This window comes from Paraburkholderia sp. SSBN10T, assembly GCF_056619545.1.
Genome location: NZ_JBWQQI010000004.1, coordinates 148,792 through 167,729 on the forward strand (window position 1 = coordinate 148,792; position 18,938 = coordinate 167,729).

The 18,938-nt window shown below is 62.1% G+C and carries 16 protein-coding genes; 10 read left to right on the plus strand and 6 right to left on the minus strand.

What is annotated here, in order from left to right:
- Window positions 1-33: 33 nt before the first annotated feature.
- Window positions 34-1,011, minus strand: a complete 978-nt coding sequence (locus tag AC1ECK_RS07835) for a LacI family DNA-binding transcriptional regulator (RefSeq protein WP_480318121.1) — start codon at window positions 1,009-1,011, stop codon at window positions 34-36.
- A gap of 254 nt (window positions 1,012-1,265) precedes the next feature.
- Here AC1ECK_RS07835 and AC1ECK_RS07840 point away from each other — a divergent pair, with 254 nt between their 5' ends.
- The 7 genes from AC1ECK_RS07840 (at window position 1,266) to AC1ECK_RS07870 (ending at window position 10,038) form a co-directional block, all read left to right on the plus strand.
- A complete protein-coding gene (locus AC1ECK_RS07840) occupies window positions 1,266-2,813 on the plus strand; it encodes a UxaA family hydrolase (protein WP_480317648.1) in 1,548 nt (515 codons plus the stop codon).
- A gap of 99 nt (window positions 2,814-2,912) precedes the next feature.
- Entirely contained in the window at window positions 2,913-4,196 is a 1,284-nt protein-coding gene (locus tag AC1ECK_RS07845) for an MFS transporter (protein ID WP_480318123.1), read from the plus strand.
- Window positions 4,168-4,950, plus strand: coding sequence for a 4-hydroxy-2-oxoheptanedioate aldolase (hpaI, locus tag AC1ECK_RS07850; protein WP_480317650.1), 783 nt, complete (start codon window positions 4,168-4,170; stop codon window positions 4,948-4,950). The genes AC1ECK_RS07845 and hpaI overlap by 29 nt, the downstream gene beginning before the upstream one ends.
- Window positions 4,951-5,063: 113 nt before the next feature.
- Window positions 5,064-6,377: an MFS transporter gene (locus tag AC1ECK_RS07855; protein WP_480317652.1), complete on the plus strand. Its 1,314-nt coding sequence runs from the start codon at window positions 5,064-5,066 to the stop codon at window positions 6,375-6,377.
- On the plus strand, window positions 6,374-7,429 hold the full coding sequence (locus AC1ECK_RS07860) for a cyclase family protein (protein WP_480317653.1): 1,056 nt from the start codon (window positions 6,374-6,376) through the stop codon (window positions 7,427-7,429). Before AC1ECK_RS07855 ends, AC1ECK_RS07860 begins: the two co-directional genes overlap by 4 nt.
- Window positions 7,430-7,468: 39 nt before the next feature.
- The gene (locus tag AC1ECK_RS07865) at window positions 7,469-8,551 is read left to right on the plus strand and encodes a tartrate dehydrogenase (protein WP_480317655.1); all 1,083 of its coding nucleotides are present in this window, start codon (window positions 7,469-7,471) and stop codon (window positions 8,549-8,551) included.
- A gap of 14 nt (window positions 8,552-8,565) precedes the next feature.
- Entirely contained in the window at window positions 8,566-10,038 is a 1,473-nt protein-coding gene (locus AC1ECK_RS07870) for an NAD-dependent succinate-semialdehyde dehydrogenase (RefSeq protein WP_480317657.1), read from the plus strand.
- A gap of 126 nt (window positions 10,039-10,164) precedes the next feature.
- On the opposite strand, the gene map is transcribed toward AC1ECK_RS07870, so the two are convergent.
- The 3 genes from map to AC1ECK_RS07885 all read right to left on the minus strand — a co-directional run bounded on the left by map (window position 10,165) and on the right by AC1ECK_RS07885 (window position 12,442).
- Window positions 10,165-10,932 (minus strand): type I methionyl aminopeptidase, encoded by a 768-nt coding sequence (gene map, locus AC1ECK_RS07875; RefSeq protein ID WP_480317659.1) that lies wholly within the window; start codon window positions 10,930-10,932, stop codon window positions 10,165-10,167.
- Complete coding sequence (locus tag AC1ECK_RS07880) at window positions 10,929-11,141, minus strand: ParD-like family protein (protein ID WP_095423399.1); 213 nt, start codon at window positions 11,139-11,141, stop codon at window positions 10,929-10,931. Before AC1ECK_RS07880 ends, map begins: the two co-directional genes overlap by 4 nt.
- A 209-nt stretch (window positions 11,142-11,350) precedes the next feature.
- A complete protein-coding gene (locus AC1ECK_RS07885) occupies window positions 11,351-12,442 on the minus strand; it encodes an IclR family transcriptional regulator (protein WP_480317662.1) in 1,092 nt (363 codons plus the stop codon).
- 43 nt (window positions 12,443-12,485) lie between these two features.
- Between AC1ECK_RS07885 and AC1ECK_RS07890 the strand changes: the two genes are divergently transcribed.
- The 3 genes from AC1ECK_RS07890 to AC1ECK_RS07900 are packed head-to-tail and all read left to right on the plus strand — an operon-like array spanning window position 12,486 to window position 16,215.
- A complete protein-coding gene (locus tag AC1ECK_RS07890) occupies window positions 12,486-14,024 on the plus strand; it encodes a class I adenylate-forming enzyme family protein (RefSeq protein ID WP_480317664.1) in 1,539 nt (512 codons plus the stop codon).
- A gap of 8 nt (window positions 14,025-14,032) precedes the next feature.
- A complete protein-coding gene (locus tag AC1ECK_RS07895) occupies window positions 14,033-14,827 on the plus strand; it encodes a citryl-CoA lyase (RefSeq protein ID WP_480317666.1) in 795 nt (264 codons plus the stop codon).
- Between the two features lie 59 nt (window positions 14,828-14,886).
- The gene (locus AC1ECK_RS07900) at window positions 14,887-16,215 is read left to right on the plus strand and encodes an MFS transporter (protein ID WP_480317668.1); all 1,329 of its coding nucleotides are present in this window, start codon (window positions 14,887-14,889) and stop codon (window positions 16,213-16,215) included.
- Window positions 16,216-16,378: 163 nt separating this feature from the next.
- Here AC1ECK_RS07900 and AC1ECK_RS07905 read toward each other — a convergent pair whose 3' ends face one another.
- Together AC1ECK_RS07905 and AC1ECK_RS07910 are read right to left on the minus strand one after the other, a co-directional pair.
- Window positions 16,379-17,671, minus strand: coding sequence for an MFS transporter (locus AC1ECK_RS07905; RefSeq protein ID WP_480317670.1), 1,293 nt, complete (start codon window positions 17,669-17,671; stop codon window positions 16,379-16,381).
- Between the two features lie 74 nt (window positions 17,672-17,745).
- The gene (locus AC1ECK_RS07910) at window positions 17,746-18,936 is read right to left on the minus strand and encodes a M20 aminoacylase family protein (protein ID WP_480317672.1); all 1,191 of its coding nucleotides are present in this window, start codon (window positions 18,934-18,936) and stop codon (window positions 17,746-17,748) included.
- Window positions 18,937-18,938: the final 2 nt, after the last annotated feature.

An 18,938-nucleotide genomic window follows, 5' to 3' on the forward strand; every position in this document is an offset into this window, starting at 1 on the left:
CGGACAGCGTCGATTCATTGTCCCCAGGTAGCCTCAGGTGCTTCCCCGCTCAATCAGACTGAAGCCGACGTCGACCATCTGCTCGCCGCCCGTACCGTTTTCGATCCGGTCGACGAGCATGGTCGCCGCCAGCGAGCCTATCCTCGTGCCATCGACTCTCATGGTGGACAACGGCGGTATGGTGTCCTTGGCAAAATTCAGATCGCCATAGCCAATCACACGCAACTGCCCAGGCACCGCGATGCCCTGGCAATCGGCTTCGATCAACACGCCCAGCGCAAGATTGTCCGCGCCGCAAAACACGGCGTCGATATCGGCATTCGCAGCAAGCAGGTCCTTCAGCGCGCGCCGTCCGTCGCCCAGATTCGCAGGTGATTCAACCGTCACGAGCGGGATGGCGGCGCTGGTTTTCGCGTTGCCGAATGCTTCGAGGAACGCTTTGGTACGGGCCTGCGCACGCCGGTCGCTCGGCGTGACGACCGCAGGGCGTCGCACGCCGCGCTTCTTCAGGAATTTCGCAGCGGCTTTGCCGACCTGTTCATGCGAGAAGCCGACCAGCATGTCGATCGGTTCGTTGGTCAGGTCCCAGGTCTCGACGACCGGAATGCCGCTTGCGTGCAGCTTTTGCCGCGCGCTTTCGGAGTGCACGACGCCCGTCAGCACGATGCCGGCGGGCCGGCGGCCGATCACCGCGTCCAGCAGGGCGTCTTCGCGCGATTCGTCGTATCCGCTTTGCCCAATCAGCAACTGGTAGCCCGACGCGGCAAGCTGGGTCGTCAGGGCCTCGACGGTTTCCTGAAACACACTGCCGGCCATCGCGGGGATCAAGGCGACGATGAGGTCGCTGCGCGTGGATGCCAGCGATCCTGCGATGAGGTCAGGGGTATACCCGGTTTGCCGGACCGCCTGCTGGACGCGCTCCAGGGTATCGACAGAAACCAGTTCCGGCGTATTCAGTGCGCGTGAGACGGTCACTTTCGTCACGCCGACGAGCGCAGCGAGATCGCTCAGCGTGACGCGGCCGGAGTTCTTGCGGGCGCGCCGGGGGGCGTTTCGTTCGGCAGGGGCAAGCAGGGAAGGAGGCGGTTTGCTCACGGCGTTGACTATTCAAGCCCAAAAAAAGTTGCTGCAATTATCGCAAAAACAGTCTACCATGCGCTCAATGTTACCGGTTACATAAACCGGTAACATAAATAAGCCGAAAGCTTTGCATGGGACCCGGGTAAGCGCTAAAGCGCTAACTCTGATCGACACAGGAGACGAGTATGCTGCGGGCTAGTGCGGTGATGAACGAACCGCTAATCCGGCTTAACGCCGCAGATAACGTATTGATCGCGCGCGAGTTGCTCGCCATCGGGCAGCAACTGCGCCTTGGAGAGGCGACGATCCGCATGCGCGCCCAGGTTGCGGCCGGCCACAAGGTGGCGGCGCAACCTATCGCGCGTGGCGAGTCGATCCGCAAATACGACACCATCATTGGCCGGGCGGCCCGCGATATCGAGGCCGGCGATCACGTTCACACGCATAACGTCGAACTGATCGACTTCGAACGCGATCCGGGCTTCTGTCTCGATGTGCGTCCGGTCGAGTATGTTGCGCAAGCCGAGCGCGCTACCTTCAACGGCATCGTTCGGCCCGATGGGCGCGTCGCGACGCGCAACTTCATCGGGATTCTGGCATCGGTCAACTGCTCTTCGACCGTCATCAAGAATATCGCCGCGTGGTTTACGCCAGAGCGGCTGGCGTCTTATCCCAATGTCGACGGCGTGGTCGCGTTTGCGCAGACAAGCGGCTGCGGGATGTCCTCGCCCAGCGAGCACTTCGACGTGCTGCGCCGGACGCTCGCCGGCTATGCGCGTCATCCGAACCTCGCCGGGGTGCTGATCGTCGGGCTCGGCTGCGAGCGCAATCAGGTCGGCGCGCTGCTCGATTCGCAGGGTCTCCACACCGGCACTTCGGTCCGCGTGCTGGTGATGCAGGACGAAGGCGGCACACGTGCGACGATCGAGGCGGGGATCGCCGCAATCCAGCAGATGCTGCCGGCGGCCAATGACATCGAGCGCCGCCCGGTGCCCGCAAGCCATCTGAAGATCGGGCTGGAATGCGGCGGCTCCGACGGCTTTTCGGGCATCACGGCGAATCCCGCGCTTGGCGCGGCCATGGATATTCTGGTGCGCCATGGCGGCACGGCGATTCTGTCCGAGACCCCGGAAATTCATGGCGTTGAATACATGCTGACGCGCCGCGCAGTGACGCCGGAAGTCGGCCAGAAACTGCTCGACCGGCTGGTGTGGTGGGAGCGCTACACGCGCGGACACAACGGTCAGTTCAACGGTGTGGTCGGACCGGGCAATCAGCAGGGCGGGCTTGCGAACATCTTCGAAAAGTCGCTCGGCTCGGCGATGAAAGGCGGCACCACGCCGCTGCAGGCAGTCTATGAGTATGCCGAACCAATCGACCGCGCCGGCTTCGTCTTCATGGATTCGCCCGGCTACGATCCCGTTGCGGTGACCGGGCAGATCGCCAGCGGCGCGAACCTGATCTGCTTTACGACCGGCCGCGGTTCCATGTTCGGCTCGAAGCCCGCACCCACCCTCAAGCTTGCGAGCAACACGCCGATGTTCGAGCGGCTGCGCGACGATATGGACATTAATTGCGGACTGATCCTCGATGGCGAGCGCTCGGTCGAGGAGATGGGCCAGGATATCTTCGAATATATCCTGCGGGCCGCGTCGGGCGAGCGCACCCGCAGCGAACTGCTCGGGCTGGGCGATCATGAGTTCGTGCCCTGGCATATGGGCATCGTGAGCTGAAACGCCACCTTGTACCCACAAAAAAACCGGAGACAGAGATTGGAGCAAGCCTTGCAGCAGGAGCCGCGCAGCAAAGTGCGCTGGCTGGTGGCCGGCCTGATGTGGTCGGCCATTGCCATCAACTACATCGATCGAACCGTGCTGTCCGCCGCGGCGCCTCATCTGCAGTCCGAGTTCCATCTCGGCGCGCTGGAGATGGGTATCGTGATGTCGGCGTTCTTCTGGTCGTACGCGCTGCTGCAACTGCCCGCCGGCATGCTGGCCGATCGCTTCGGACAGAAAATCGTTCTGGGCGTCGCCGTATGCTGGTGGTCGCTCGCGACGGCCGTGACGGGACTCGCCAGCGGCTTCAAGTCCCTCGTGTTGCTGCGGGTCATGCTGGGCATCGGCGAAGCGGGGTCCTATCCGAGTAACGCGGGCATCGCGACGCGATGGTTTCCGCGCAAGGAACGCGCCACCGTGGCGGGCATCTTCGATAGCGGCTCGAAGCTTGGAGGCGCCGTGGCGCTCCCGCTGATCGCCTGGCTGCTGGCCACCTTCGACTGGAAGGTCACCTTTGCGATCACCGGTGCGCTCGGTCTCATCTGGTGCGTCGTCTGGGTGCTCGTGTTTCGGGATTCGCCGGCCGATCATCGGCGTGTGAACGCGTCCGAGCTTGCCTATATCCGCGACGGCGAAGCGTTGCCGCGCCAGGCCGCCATGTCCGCCGATGTACCCTGGTACAGGCTCTTCGCGCACCGGAACATCTGGGCCATGTGCATCGGCTTCTTCATGATCAACTACAACTCGTACTTCTTCATCACGTGGCTGCCGACCTATCTCGTCAAGGCGCGCGGCATGAGCATGATGGAAATGGGTTTCATGGCTTCGTTGCCGCTCGTTATTTCGATGATCGTCGAGGTGCTTGCGGGCTTAGCCTCCGATCGTGTGTACGCCTCCGGACGGCTGTCGCTCACCGCGACCCGCAAGCTGTTTCTCATCATCGGCCTGTTGATGGCGTCAAGCATCGGTTTCGCGGCGTTCGCCGCGTCTCCTTTGATGGCCGTCGTATTGCTCTGCGTGGCGAAGTCGGGCACGACCGTCGCCGCATCGCAGGTCTGGGCGCTACCGGGCGATGTCGCGCCACGGAACATGGTGTCGCGGGTGGCGGGCATTCAGAACACCGTCTCCAACATGGGCGGCGTGGTCGGTCCAGTCGTCACGGGTGCGATCGTGGGCTCGACCGGTTCGTTCGTGCCCGCGCTGCTGTTTTCGTCGGCGCTGATCGTGATTGCGATGCTCAATTATCTGTTCCTGCTCGGCAGGGTGGAACCCATCCAGTTCAATCCAGTCCCCATGGAGGCTAGAAATCGTGATGAACGCAACGTCGACGTCCGTGCTTAATCCTTTCAAGGCGTCGCTCGCAAACGGTCGGAAACAGATCGGCTTCTGGCTTTCGATGGCCGATGCCTACCTGGCCGAAGTCAGCGCGACTGCCGGTTTCGAATGGCTGTTGATCGATGCGGAGCACGCCCCGAACGACGTGCGCAGCATTCTTGCGCAGTTGCAGGCGGTTGCGCCTTATCGCGCCGAAGCCGTGGTGCGACCCGTGAACGCCGATCCGGCGCTGCTCAAGCGCCTGCTCGATATCGGCGCACGTAATCTGCTGATTCCGATGATCGATACCGCGGATCAGGCACGCGCCAGCGTGGCCGCCGTGCGTTATCCGCCGCACGGCATGCGTGGTGTCGGCAGTGCTGTGGGACGTGCGTCGCGCTGGAGCTTGCGTGCCGACTATCTGGATATCGCGGATAGTGAAATCTGCCTGCTCGTGCAGGCGGAGACCGTCACAGCGCTCGAGAATCTTGAGCAGATCTGCGCGGTCGACGGGATCGATGGCGTCTTCATCGGGCCGGCGGATCTGGCTGCCTCGATGGGGCATCGCGGCAAGCCGGGCCATCCGGAGGTACAGAACGCGATCGAGACGGCGATGCGCACCATCATTGCTTCCGGCAAGGCGGCGGGCACATTGACCTCGGACCCGGTTCTCGCACGCCGCTATCTCGAGCTTGGCTGCACATTCGTCGCGACCGGCGTGGACATTCTCATGTTCGCGAACGCGGCGCGCAAGCTTGCCCGCGAGTTCATCGAGCAGTGAAACATGGCGCGCGGACCCGGCAGGCACAAGCACGGGCCACGTGAAGCAGATTGACCGGCTCGGGGGCGCAAGCCCTGTATCGAGCCTGATATCGACACCTCAGGAGACGATCCATGCCGTACAACGCAATGGAGCCCGCGACCCGCGCGGGAGGGGAGATGCACTCAAGCGCGGCCTTGCTCAGGAAGCACTGGCAAATCATCTTCGCCGCAACGGCGGGCTGGGCGCTCGACGCTTTCGACTTCACCATCGTCCTGTTCCTGATTCCGCATCTGGGCAAGGTATTCGACGTGGGTCTGCCTGCGATGGCGTTCATCGTCACCGCCACGGGTTTTGCCAAGGTCGCGGGCACGATCGGCTGGGGGCTCGCTGCCGATCGCTTTGGACGCAAGCTTGCTTTTATGGCAGCCGTGCTGTGGTTTTCGTGTGCGTCGGGTTTGAGCGGACTCGCGTGGAGCTATGCGTCCTTCATGGCGTTGCGCATCCTGTTCGGCTTGGGCTTCGGTGGCGAATGGACGGCCTCCGTCTCGTTGCTGATGGAGACCGTGCCGGAGAAAATCCGCCCGCTTGCCTCGGGCATCATGGTTGCAGGCTATGAGTTCGGCTACATGCTGGCGGCGCTGGCGTTTCATTTCCTGTTTCCGGTTCTCGGCTGGCGCTGGATGTTCTTCCTCGGGGTGGCGCCGGCGCTCCTTACCCTGTTCCTGCGTCGCAACGTCAAGGAATCGGATGACTGGGTGCGTCAGCGGCAGCACCAGAAGGACGGCCGCAGATTCAAGCCGTTCGTGTTCAATCCTGCCGTTGCGCAGGCCTGGGCGTTTTCGGCCGGCATCAACTTCATGCTGTGGGCCGTCCAGGTGCTGTATCCCACGTTCCTGCTCACGATCCAGCATCTTGATTCGGGCTCGATCTTCCCGTTTGTCGTGGCTTATTCAGTCGGCTCGGTGATCGGCAAGCCGCTCGCAGGCTACGCCGCGAGCCGCTTCGGCGAGCGTTTGTCCATCACGGTTTTCATGTTGATCGTGATTCCATCGACGGTCCTTTACACGCTGGTTTCCAATCACGTTCAGCTTGGCATGGGCGCGTTCCTGATGGGCATGTTTGCCAACGGGTTATTCGGCATCTTGCCTCTTTACCAGGCGCGGCGTTTCCCGCTCGAATCCCGGGCCACCGGCATTGGGATCAGCTATGCGATGACCTCGGTGAGTGTGGTCGCCCCTTACGTGATTGCGCTCGTGACGCCGTCGCTCGGACTGAGATTTGCCATGGCGTCGTTCATCGCGGGAGGTGCGATGTTGCTGATTGCCATTAGCGTGTTCAATACCTCGCGCTGGATTCCTGACGAGGTAGCGAGCCCGGAGGCCCGCCCGGATTGCGGCGATACGAGCGCAGACGCCAGTTTTGCTATTGGAGACGCTACGCAATGACGCGACCAGGCAGCCGCCGCTGGAATCGACGGCCGGAGGATTCGAACTGGGGCGACTTCGGCCCCGACGATCAACTTGGACGGCTCAATCTGCTGACGCCGGAAAAGGTCCTTCAGGGCGTACGGGAAGTACGTGAGGGCCGCGTGTTCTGTCTGAGCCTGCCGCTCGACTGCCCGGGCGGGACGGCAATGAATCCGCGTCGCCAGCCGCCGCGCATCGAGCCGACGCGGCGTGGCGACCGTCCGAACATGACCTATCCGCTGTCGCGCGATTGCCCCGAGTTGCTGGACGTGATTTGCGACGATACAGTGCATCTTGCGCTCCAGTACTCGACACAGTGGGACAGTCTTGCCCACATGGGGCAGTGGTTCGATCTGATGGGCGACGGCGTGCCGGAGATGGCTTTCTACAACGGCTTTCGGGCAGGAGAGGAGATTGTCGGGCCGATCGATTATCGGGGCGGCGCTGAGCGGGCGATGGAGCGTCCTTCGGGCGCTTACCGTTTAGGGATCGAAAACATGGCCGCGACGGGCGTGCAAGGACGCGGAGTCATGATCGATCTGAAGCGCCATTACGGCACGCGCAAAATCGCGATTGGCTACGCCGAGTTAGGCGAGGCGATGGACGCACAGGGCGTGGACGTCGAACCCGGCGACATGGTTTGTCTGCGCACCGGCACGGACGAGGCGCTGATCGAAATGGCGGGTGCGCCCGACATGGCTCGCCTTGCTGGCAGCTTCGCCGCGCTCGACGGGCGCGATGAGAAATTGCGCGAGTGGATTGTCGAATCCGGAGTGACGGCGTTGATCGCGGACAACGCCGCCGTCGAGATGCTGCCGGCACGACCGGTCGTAAGCGAGCGTTACGCTTCCCATCCGCTGCATGATCTGTGTCTGTTCCGGCTGGGCGTGTATCTTGGCGAACTCTGGCATCTGAGTGAACTGGCCGACTGGCTGCAGGCGAACGGCCGTAACCGGTTTTTGCTGACTGCGCCGCCGTTGCGCTTGCCGGGCGCGGTGGGTTCACCGGTGACCCCGGTGGCGACCGTATAGGACCCGCTGAAATATTGGCTATCTGTAGAGGAGAATCACATGAACAAGCCGTACCGCATCGCCGTCATCCCTGGAGATGGCATAGGCAAGGAAGTGATGCCCGAGGGGCTGCGTGCGCTCGAAGCCGTCAGCAAGCGATTCGGCATCGCGCTGGAATTCCGGCACATCGAGTGGGCAAGCTGCGACTACTACGCCAAGCACGGCCAGATGATGCCGGACGACTGGAAGGCGCAGTTGCAACCGATGGACGCGATCCTGTTCGGCGCGGTCGGCTGGCCGGACACGGTGCCGGACCATATTTCGCTGTGGGGTTCGCTGCTGAAGTTCCGGCGCGAATTCGATCAGTACATCAACTTGCGCCCGGCGCGTCTGTTCGCCGGTGTGCCGTCACCGCTCGCAGGGCGCAAGGCGGGCGAGATCGATTTCTGGATCGTGCGTGAAAACACCGAAGGCGAGTATTCGTCGGTGGGCGGCGTGATGTTCGAAGGCACGGACCGTGAATTCGTCTTGCAGGAATCCGTGTTCACGCGGCACGGCAGCGAGCGCGTTCTGAAGTTCGCATTCGACCTCGCGCAGCGGCGCGAGCGCAAGAAGATCACGGTTGCGACGAAGAGCAACGGCATCGCCATCAGCATGCCGTGGTGGGACAAATGCGCGGCCGGGATCGCGGCGCAGTATCCGGATGTGACGTGGGACAAGCAGCACATCGACATTCTTTGCGCGCGCTTCGTGCTGAATCCGGACCGCTTCGACGTGGTCGTGGCCACCAATCTGTTCGGCGACATCCTGTCCGATCTCGGCCCGGCCTGCACCGGCACGATCGGCCTCGCGCCTTCGGCCAATCTGAATCCCGAGCGCAAGTTTCCTTCGTTGTTCGAACCGGTGCACGGTTCGGCGCCCGATATCTTCGGCAAGAACATCGCTAATCCGATCGCGATGGTCTGGTCGGCCGCGATGATGCTCGATTTCCTCGGCGGCGGCCAGGGTGTCGAGCGCGAGGCGCACAATGCCATGCTGGCCGCGATCGAAGCGGTGCTGAAGGAAGGTCCGCACACCGGCGATCTCGGCGGCCGGGCGAACACCACGGAAGTCGGCAAGGCGATCGCCGAGCGTCTTGCCTGAACAAGGAGCTTTCAATGGCAACGAAATTCGAACTGAGCGACCTGATCCGAACCGAGCACTTTATCGACGGTAAGTGGGTGGCTTCCGCAGACGGCAAGCGCTTCGGCGTGACGAACCCAGCGACGGGCGAGACGATCACCGAAGTCGCGGACGGCGGCGAGGCCGATGCCCGCGCCGCGACCGACGCCGCTGCACGCGCTTTCCCCGCCTGGCGTAACGCGCTGCCGCAGGAGCGTGCGGCTGTGCTGCGCCGCTGGCACGCGCTGATGCTCGAAAACGCCGACGCGCTCGGGCGCCTGATCTCGCTCGAACAGGGCAAGCCTTTCGCGGAAGGGCGCGGCGAAGTGCTGTATGGCGCATCGTACGTCGCGTGGTTCGCGGATGAAGCGACGCGTATCTATGGCGACCTGATTCCGCAGCAGCAGCGCGGCAAGCGTATGAGCGCGGTGAAGGAGCCGGTGGGAATCGTCGCGGCCATCACGCCGTGGAATTTCCCGCTTGCGATGATTGCGCGCAAGATCGCGCCGGCGCTCGCCGCAGGGTGTACGGTGGTCGGCAAGCCGGCCGAGGACACGCCGCTTACCGCGCTTGCGCTCGTGATGCTCGCACACGAAGCGGGCGTGCCGCCCGGCGTGCTCAACCTGATCGCTGCGTCGCGCGAGAATGCGGTGCCGGCCGTGGCCGCGTGGCTGCACGACAGCCGCGTGCGCAAGATTACGTTCACCGGCTCGACGCCGGTCGGCAAATATCTGGCGCGCGAGTCGGCCGATACGCTCAAGAAGCTCTCGCTCGAATTGGGCGGCAATGCACCTTTCATCGTGTTCGACGATGCGGATCTCGACGCCGCGGTCAGTGGTCTGCTGGTGTCGAAATTCCGCAACGGCGGGCAGACCTGCGTGTGCCCGAATCGCGTGTACGTGCAGTCGTCGGTGTACGAGAAATTCGGCGACATGCTCGCCAAACGGGTCGCGGCGCTGAAGGTTGCGCCTGCCAGCGATCCCGCGGCCCAGATCGGTCCGATGATCAACGCGCGCGCCATCGACAAGATCGCGCGTCACGTCGACGATGCCGTTGCGCAAGGCGCGCGCGTGTTGACGGGCGGCAAGCGACTCACGGCGCTCGGTCCCAACTACTACGCGCCGACGGTGCTCGCCGACGCCACCAGCGCGATGCAACTGAGCTGTGAGGAAACGTTCGGTCCGGTCGTGCCGCTGTTCCGCTTCGACGATGAAGCGCAGGCAATCGAGGCCGCGAACGACACGCCGTTTGGCCTCGCATCGTACTTCTACAGTCAGGACGTGCGCCGCATCGACCGCGTCGCCCGGCAACTGGAGGCGGGGATTGTCGGCATCAACGAAGGTGCGCTGGCGAGCGAGGCGGCGCCTTTTGGCGGCGTGAAGGAGTCGGGCTACGGCCGCGAAGGGTCGAAGTACGGTCTCGATGATTATCTTTCGATCAAGTACCTCTGCCAGGGAGGGCTTGAGTAAGCGGACGTGTCTGGTCGCAAGCGCCGGCGCTTCAATTGCGCGTTGGGCTTGCTGACCGGGGCTTTGGCGGACACGAAATAAAGCTGTCAAGTCCGCCGCAGAAGCTCCTGCGGCAGACTCAAGCTATCAGTTGGGCGCCTTTTCCCCGGATCGTAGCGTTAAGACCTGTACGCCGTTTTGGGTCACGGCCACGGTGTGTTCAAACTGCGCCGACAGTTGACCATCGCGCGTGACCACCGTCCAGCCGTCTTCTTCGGTTCGAACAGAATGTCGCCCTTGGTTGATCATGGGTTCGATGGTGAACACCATGCCTTCCCGCAACAACAAACCCGTCTGCGGCTTTCCCCAATGCAGCACTTGCGGCTCCTCGTGCATTTCACGCCCGATGCCATGCCCGCAATATTCCCTTACGACCGAATAGCCATTTCTGCGCGCGTGCCGCTCAATGGCATGACCTACATCGCCAAGTCTGGCGCCGGGCCGAACGGCCTTGATCCCTTTCCACATCGCTTCGTAGGTCACTTGCACGAGCCGTTTAGCCAGTGGAGACACCTCCCCCACAAGATAGGTCTTGCTGGAATCAGCGATGTAGCCATTCTTCTCTAGCGTAATGTCGAAATTAACGATGTCCCCGCTTTGCAGGATGTCTGTCGTGGACGGAACACCGTGACAAACAACATTGTTGCGTGAAGAGTTAAGCGCGTACGCGTAGCCGTACTGCCCTTTGCTTGCCGGGCGTGCCTTGAGTTCGTTGACGATGAGGTTATCGATCAGATCGTTGACCTGCATGGTAGACATGCCGATCAAGCTCATTTGATCCAGATAGCCAAATACATCCGCCAGCAACTGGCCCGACTCCGCCATCAATGCGATTTCTTCGGGTCGCTTGGTCATGTCAAAGCCACCTTGACGGCTTGCGCCACGACGCCTGCGGCTCTCAGTTCACGGGTAGCTATCTCATTGAAACTCAGCGTCGGATTCATTTCGCACAACATGCCGACCTTGATCCAGAAGGCCGCTTGCGCGTTGATCGACCGGCATGACACTGCGCTTGCCTTACGTATCTGATCGTGCAAGTCGTCGTCAATATTCACAATGCCCACGTCACTCTCCATATATGAAGCATATATGGATCATATATTCAAACCATCTGACAGGACAAGCGCTTTACGACATTAGATACGCCAGTTTGCGGATATCAGCTACAAAAGGTGAGTTGGCGCGTAGATAGACATTTTCTCGAGGTTCGCCGCCGTTGACGGTCACCCTGAGCGGAATCTGGATATCCAGCCTGGCCGCATTGCGGCAACCCTCAAAGCCTTTCCTCAAGAAACGTGGCGAGTGCGGTTTTTATTTCACTCGCGATGAACGCCTGCCTTTGGCGAGGCATCCGATCAATCGGCGCCGCGACGCTAACTGCGGCCACGGGACGCCCCCGATGGTCACGCACGGCCACGCCCACGGCCAGTGCCCCTTTGGCAGCGTGATTGCCGATCACCGACCAGCCTCGCTCCCGGGTGGCGCTGATCAGAAGCCACAGCCGTTCTGCGGTCATGCCGCCATAGCTGGACAGCGTACTGCTGTGTTGCGAGATGACCGCCTCGGCTTCCCCGTCGGACAATGCAGCCAATAGCGCCAGGCCACCGGCGCCGACGCCAAGCGGCTGCCGTGTGCCAACCTGCACCGCGAGTATCTGCACCGGATAGGTTCCCACCTGGCGAGCGATACAGGAAGACATACCACCTTCTCTGACCACGGCGAAAGCGGCGTCCCCACTCGCTGCGCTGACCCGTTGCAGCACGGGTTCGAGCCGGGCGGCGATACCCGACTGGGTCAGCATGCGTTCGTCTCGCCATCGGTCCACCTTTTTCCCCGGGACGTATCGGTAGCGGCCGCTCTGCTCGACGTAAGCCTCGTTGATGAGCGTCTCCAATATGCGATACACGGTTGCCCGCTCCAGCTCGCAGCGCCGGCATAGATCGATGACCCGCACTCCTTCGCTGCCGGCACCCATCACCACTTCCAGCACGTTCAGACCACGTCGCAAGGTCCGCGAACCAGCGCTTTCCGGCTCTTTCAAATCGTCCGATGAACGGACGAAAAATTGGGTGGCGTGCGCTGGCATGAATGGAAGGGCGGTTGAACAGGAAGGAAAGTATGCCAGACCATATCGCCTTTCACCCCTGAATTTGCGAGGTACGCGCAGCAGCAGGCGTCTTCGGACTGGTTCGCATGCAGGGAAAACACCGATGACCAGCGGTGGGTTCTCCACGGGAAAACGTCCGCCAGACGAACGATTCAATTTTCCCATTGCCCGGCGGATAGACACAATTGAACCCAATAAAGCGGAACACCAGCGGCGCGGAAAGACCTGCGGCCGGTCGGTCCAAAATCCAGTGCGCAACGCCGCAGTCCGTCACACGGAGTCTCAAAGGATTCTCTACATCATGTATCCGATCGATTTTTTCTGGCGCGCCGCGCGGCGCTGGCCCACCCGCATCGCAATCGACGCTCCGGAAGGGCCGGTGCGTTACGACGAGCTCGGCGAACAGGTTGCAGCGTTGGCTGCCGCCCTCCAAACTATCGACCCTGAGCCGCAGAGCCGGGTCGGTATCTGCGCGGGAAACAGTGCCGAACACCTGCTTGCACTACTGGCGGTACTCGCCAGCGGCAAAGTCTGGGTACCACTGAATCCACGCAGCACCCAACCGGAGATTCTGCGGATTGTCGACACCACGCAGCCGACAATCCTCATCGTCGATGCAAAATACGCCGACCTGCTGGCCGGCGCGACAGCACAACGGATTTACTGCCACGGACAACGCCGCCCAGCTCGCGACACCCTGCAGCCAGGCTTGCGCGATCTCGTCGACGCCTACGCCGGCCAGCGCCCAGCAGCGTTCGATCTGCCCGACACCGCGACGCAAGCCATCAAATTCACTGGCGGTACCACGGGTATTCCGAAGGGGGTCATGCAGCCGTATCGCGCCTGGATGGCGAACGTGGCGAACCAGATTCAGGCATGGCAGTTTACCGAACACGATCGCTATATTGTCGGTGCGCCGATTACTCACGGCACATCCACCTATATCCTGCCGGTACTTGCCCAGGGAGGTTGTCATGTCATCCTCCGCGACGCCGGGGCGGAGGCTGTTCGCACGGCCTTTAGGGATCGCGCAGGAACCGTCTGCTTCATGCCGCCAACCTTGATCTACATGATTATGGCGTTACCGGGCGTCTCGCGCGACGACTTCCCCGAACTTCGGCGCCTGATTTACGGCGGCGCGCCCATGCCTTATGAAAAGATTCGCGAGGCGCAGGCGTTCTTCGGACCGGTATTAGGCACGACGTATGGCCAGACCGAAGCGCCCCAGATCCTCACCGTAATGCGCCCCGAAGATTTTGCCGACTCAACGCATTGGTCGTCAGTGGGTACTACTACGTGTTTCAGTGACGTGGCGATCATGTCGCCCGAAGGCCGGCTGTTGCCTGCCGGCGAAATCGGCGAGGTCGTGGCCCGCGGCGATCTGCTGATGACGGGATACTGGAAGCTGCCGGAGAAAACTGCTGAAACGCTGGTCGACGGCTGGCTGCATACCGGCGATCGGGGTTATATCGACGAAGCCGGGTTCCTCTATCTGAAGGATCGGATCCGCGAACTCGTTATCACCGGCGGCTTCAATGTGTATCCGATAGACGTTGAAAACGCGTTAGGTCGACATCCGGCGGTGCATGAGTGTGCAGTATTTGGCATTCCAGATGAAAAGTGGGGCGAGGCCGTGCAGGCGGCGGTTCAGTTGCGCGCCGGCATGTCGGTTACCGAAGCCGAACTGACTGCCTTCGTGCGGGAAAAACTGGGTCCAGTGCATACGCCAAAACAGATTCACTTCTACGAAGATCTGCCACGCTCGGCGATCGGCAAGGTGTTGAAAACCGCTGTCCGCGACCATCTCTTGTCTTACCGACCGGCGCACACTGTTGCCTGAGGAACACCATGACATCCGCGAAGCACTCCGATCGCAAGCCGCCAGTTACAAAGCTTTGCGCTCACACACTAACCACACTTCACTACGGCGACGCCAATCTGGTCGACGACCTGCTCGGCAAGAAAACCTTCACCGAAGTGCTATTGATGCAGATTCTCGGGCGTCCCGCGCGGGCGGTCGACGTCAGAATCGTCGACGCCGTGTTGATTGTGTTGATGGAACACGGCCTCACCCCGAGTTCGATCGCGACGCGACTCGTCTATATGAGTGCACCCGAGAACCTGCAAGGAGCGGTTGCCTCCGGGTTACTGGCGGTCGGCAGCCAGTTCGTCGGCACCATGGAGAATTGCTCGCGCTTGCTCGACCACCTGCTGTCCGCGCAGGCCCCTTATGAGGAAGCACTGGCGATTGCACGTGAGCATAAGGAAACGCGCAAAGCCATCCCCGGCTTTGGTCATCATCTGCACAAGCCAGTCGATCCGCGCGCTTATAGACTGCTGGAGCTGGCGAAGGCCGAGCCTGAACTTTCCGGCAAGAAAATAGCGGTACTCGAGCAGTTTTCCGCCGCGGTCGACGAAGTCTTCGGGCGTCCCATCACCATCAATGCGACCGGCGCCGTGGCCGCGTTGCTGGGGGAGGTGGGGGTGCGCACCGAAGTCATGCGGGGTTTCGCCGTTGTTTCTCGCGCCGCCGGCCTGGTAGCGCACATTGCCGAAGAGCAGGAGTCGCCCTCGGGCCGCTTCATCTGGGAGACGGTCGAGGAGGCCATTCCAACCGTCTCGTGGGGAAGTGAGCGGACCTGAACACGCTGGTGCAACCGATAATGCAATAAAAGATAAACCCGAGAGTGGGGAGACACACGATGAGTTCAGCAGCAGTGGTAGAGGTTGGCGAAGACGGGGTCAGTCACGAACGAACGATGGCGGAGGTCTCTTTGCGCATCCTGCCGTTCGTCTGTATGTGCTTTCTGGTGAGCTACATCGACCGGACAAACGTGAGCTTCGCCGCGCTCACGATGAACCGGGATCTGGGCATTTCCCCGACGGCGTTCGGTTGGGTTGTCGGCGCCTTCTTTATCGGCTATTGCCTCTCTGAGATTCCCAGCAATCTGGCGCTACAGAAGTTCGGCCCGCGCATCTGGATCGCGCGCATCATGATTACGTGGGGCCTCATGACGCTGCTGTGCTCCCTCGCGCACACGCCGACGCAACTCATGGTTGCGCGTTTCCTGCTCGGTGTTGCCGAAGGTGGATTCGCACCCGGCATCTTTATCTACCTCGGCTACTGGTTCCCCGCGCGTTGGCGCGCCAAGGCGATCGCCACCTTCCTGCTTGGGGTGCCTTTGGCCGCGGTGATCGGTGGTCCTTTGTCGAGTGCGATTCTTTCGCTGAACGGGATCGGCGGCATAAAGCAGTGGCAGTGGCTCTTTCTGCTGGAGGGCATCCCCGCAGTCATCCTCGGCGTGCTTTGCCTCTTCACGTTGCTGGACTCGCCGGCAAAAGCGGACTGGCTCAGCGAGGACGAGAAAGCATGGATTGAGTCGGAGTTGCAGCGCGAGCGCGCGAGCATAGAAGCAGCCGGTCACATGACACTGCGGCAGTCGCTCACCGATGCACGCGTGCTGGTGCTCTCGCTAACCTATCTGACAGGATTGATCGGGTTGAATGGCGTGTATTACTGGATGCCCCAGATTGTGAAGTCGCTGGGTGTCGACAACGTCACGGTGGGTCTCGTCTGCGCTGTGCCCAATCTTCTCGGCGCCGTAGCCATGGTGCTATGGGCGCGCAACTCCGATCGCACCGGCAAACGTGCCTGGCACGTCATTACAACTTGCCTGGTCGGCGCTATCGCGATGGCCCTCAGCAGTCTGGCTCATGACGGCATTCTGGTCATGCTCGGCCTCAGCGTTGCACTGATCGGCGCATTCGGCTTTCTTGCGACGTTCTGGGCGCTCCCGCAAACCTTTCTCACAGGCCGCGCGGCCGCCGGTGGTTTTGGTCTGATTCTGTCGGTTGGCAATTCATCAGGCTTCTTCGGCCCTTACCTCGTCGGTTGGCTCAAGCAGACGACGCAAGGCTATAGCGGCTCTCTCCTCTGGTTGTCCGCATTCCTGCTCCTCAGCGCGATTCTCACGCTGGTCTTCGCAGCTAGCGTGCGCACTTCGCTTGTAGCGGTTCCGGTGCGATCATAGGGCGTAGCTAACCTGATCATTTTAATATTGATGACTTACTATGGTCTACTTACATTTTCTGAAATGTGTTTGCATTTTGCTTTTGTGCGCGAGCGAAGTGAGTATATGAGTGTGAGTGATCGGCGTAACCTTGCCTTGATGCATTCAAGACGCCGCGTCACCGTTACTTCAACTCGCGGCCGCCGGTTTCCTCGAACATCGATACGGCGATTAGCGAAATGATCACGCTGCCGATCATGTACCAGGCCGGGGCCATCGTATTGCCGGTCGCCTTGATGAGCCACGCGACGACCAGTTGCGCCGTCCCGCCGAACACCGACACCGCGACGGCATAAGCGCTCGCCAGATAACCGGCGCGTACATGTTTCGGGAAATTCTCGGGCATCAATGAATACGCCGGCGCCGATCCCATCGTGTAGAAAATCATCAGCAGCACGATCAGGCCGAACACAACCGGCAGCGCCGGAAAATGGTTCATCAGCCAGAAGGCCGGATACAGCAAAGCGATCAACGCGACGCGGCCAATCAGGATGAGCGGCTTGCGGCGCTGCATCCTGTCCGAGAGGGCCCCCCATATCGGACACAAGACCAGCGAGGAGCAGGCCGCACCGATCGACACCAGCATGGAAAGCTTCGCCGGCAGCTTCAGATACTGGATCGAGTAGGTCGGGATGTAGTACATCAGCACGTAAGTGGCGACCGTCATGCCCATGATCGCGAACACGGTCAGAAACCACTTGCGTACGAGGGCCGGCTCAAGGCTCGAAGCTTTCGTCTTGCTGGCTGCCGGCGGCTCTTCGACGATATGCCGGCGCAGATACACACCGACCGGCATGATCAGGACCCCTGCCAGAAACGGCACGCGCCATCCCCAGTCGAGGAGCTGCGTTTCGGTGAGCTGGAAGTTGAGCAGCGCGGCCAGGCCGGACCCGAGCAGCGCGGCGGCACCCTGGCTTGCCAGTTGCCAGCTCGCCCGAAAGCCGCGGCCCTTGGCCGAACCCGTCTCCAGCAACGTCGCAGTCGCGGCGCCAAACTCGCCGCCTTGCGCGAAACCTTGCAGCAGGCGGGCGAATACGATCAGCGCGGGGGCGGCGAGGCCGATGGTCGCGTAGCCGGGCGCCAGGCCGATCATCGCGGAGCCGATTGCCGTCAGAAAGATCGTCAGCGTGAGCGCCGCGCGGCGGCCGTGCCTGTCCGCGTAGTGTCCGAGCACGAAGCCGCCCACGGGGCGCGCGACGAAGCCGATGGCGAAGGCGGACAGCGCGAGCAGGGTGGAGACCACCGGATCGTGCGCGGGGAAGAACAGCTTGGCGATCGTCAGGGCAAAGAAGCTGTAGACGGTGAAGTCGAAGAACTCGAGCAGATTGCCGAAGACGGCGGCCACGACGATCCGGGTTTGGGACGACGGCGTGGAAACGGGCGATACGGCGGATTGCGCAATGGGCTCGGCTGACATGGGGGTTCCCTTGGGCTCAGGTTTCGCGTGACGGTCTGGGTCACGCGGGGCTCGTGCTTGATCGTTGGTGATGTCTAGGGTTTTGCAGCGAGAAAGCGCTCGACGAGACGCGTCCAGTAAGCCGCGCCTACCGTGAGGTTGTCGTCGTTGAAGTCGTACGACGCGTTGTGCAGCATCGGCGCGCCTTCGCCGTTGCCGAGGCGCAGGAAGCAGCCCGGCTTTTCCTGTAGGTAATAGGCGAAATCCTCGCTGCCCGCAATCGGGCCAAAGCCGTCGATCACCCGTGCCTCACCCACCAGTTCGCGCGCTACCTGCAACGCCAGTTCGGTCTCCGGCGCGCTGTTGACCACGACCGGGTAGCCCGGCACATAGTCGACTTCGATGCGGGCGCCGTAAGCATCCGCATGCGCGTGTGCAAGGGCGCGGATGCGCGTCTCGAGCAGCTTGCGAACCTCGGCGTCGAACGAGCGCACGCTGATCTGCAGGCGCGCTTTTTCGGGGATCACGTTTGCCACGTGCCCGGCGTTGAAGGCGCCGACCGTCACGACGGCGGTCTGCATCGGATCGACGCTGCGTGATACGACGGTCTGCAGCGCGGTCACCAGGGCGGCGCCGATCACGACGGGGTCGACGGCCAGATGGGGCCGCGCCGCATGGCCGCCGCGACCGTGAATCACCAGCTCGACCGTATCGCAGGCCGCCATGAACGGCCCGCTGCGGAACATGAACGTGCCGCTCGGGTAGCCGGGATGGTTGTGCAGTCCGAAGATCGCCTCGCACGGAAAGCGCTCGAACAGGCCGTCTTCGATCATGCGTTTGGCGCCGCTGTCCGCACCGATTTCCTCGGCGGGTTGAAACACCAGGTGCACCGTGCCGTCGAAGCGGCGCGTGCGGGCCAGATGGCGAGCCGCGCCGAGCACCATGGTCGTGTGGCCGTCGTGGCCGCAGGCGTGCATCCGGCCCGGCTCGCAGCTCGCGTAGGGCAGGCCGGTCTCCTCGTTGATCGGCAAGGCGTCCATGTCGGCGCGTACCGCCACCGCTCGTGGGCCCGTTCCCGCCTTGAGCGTGGCCACCATGCCGGTGCCGCCCAGCCCGCGCGTCACGGCATAGCCCCAGCTTTCCAGGTTCTGGGCAACGAAATCGGAGGTCTTGAACTCCTGATAGGCCAGTTCGGGATGGCGATGCAGATGATGGCGAATGCCGCTCAACTCGTCGCGCAGGTCCTGGGTGTCGTCGAGGGAACAGAAGTCCTGAGTGCCTGACATGT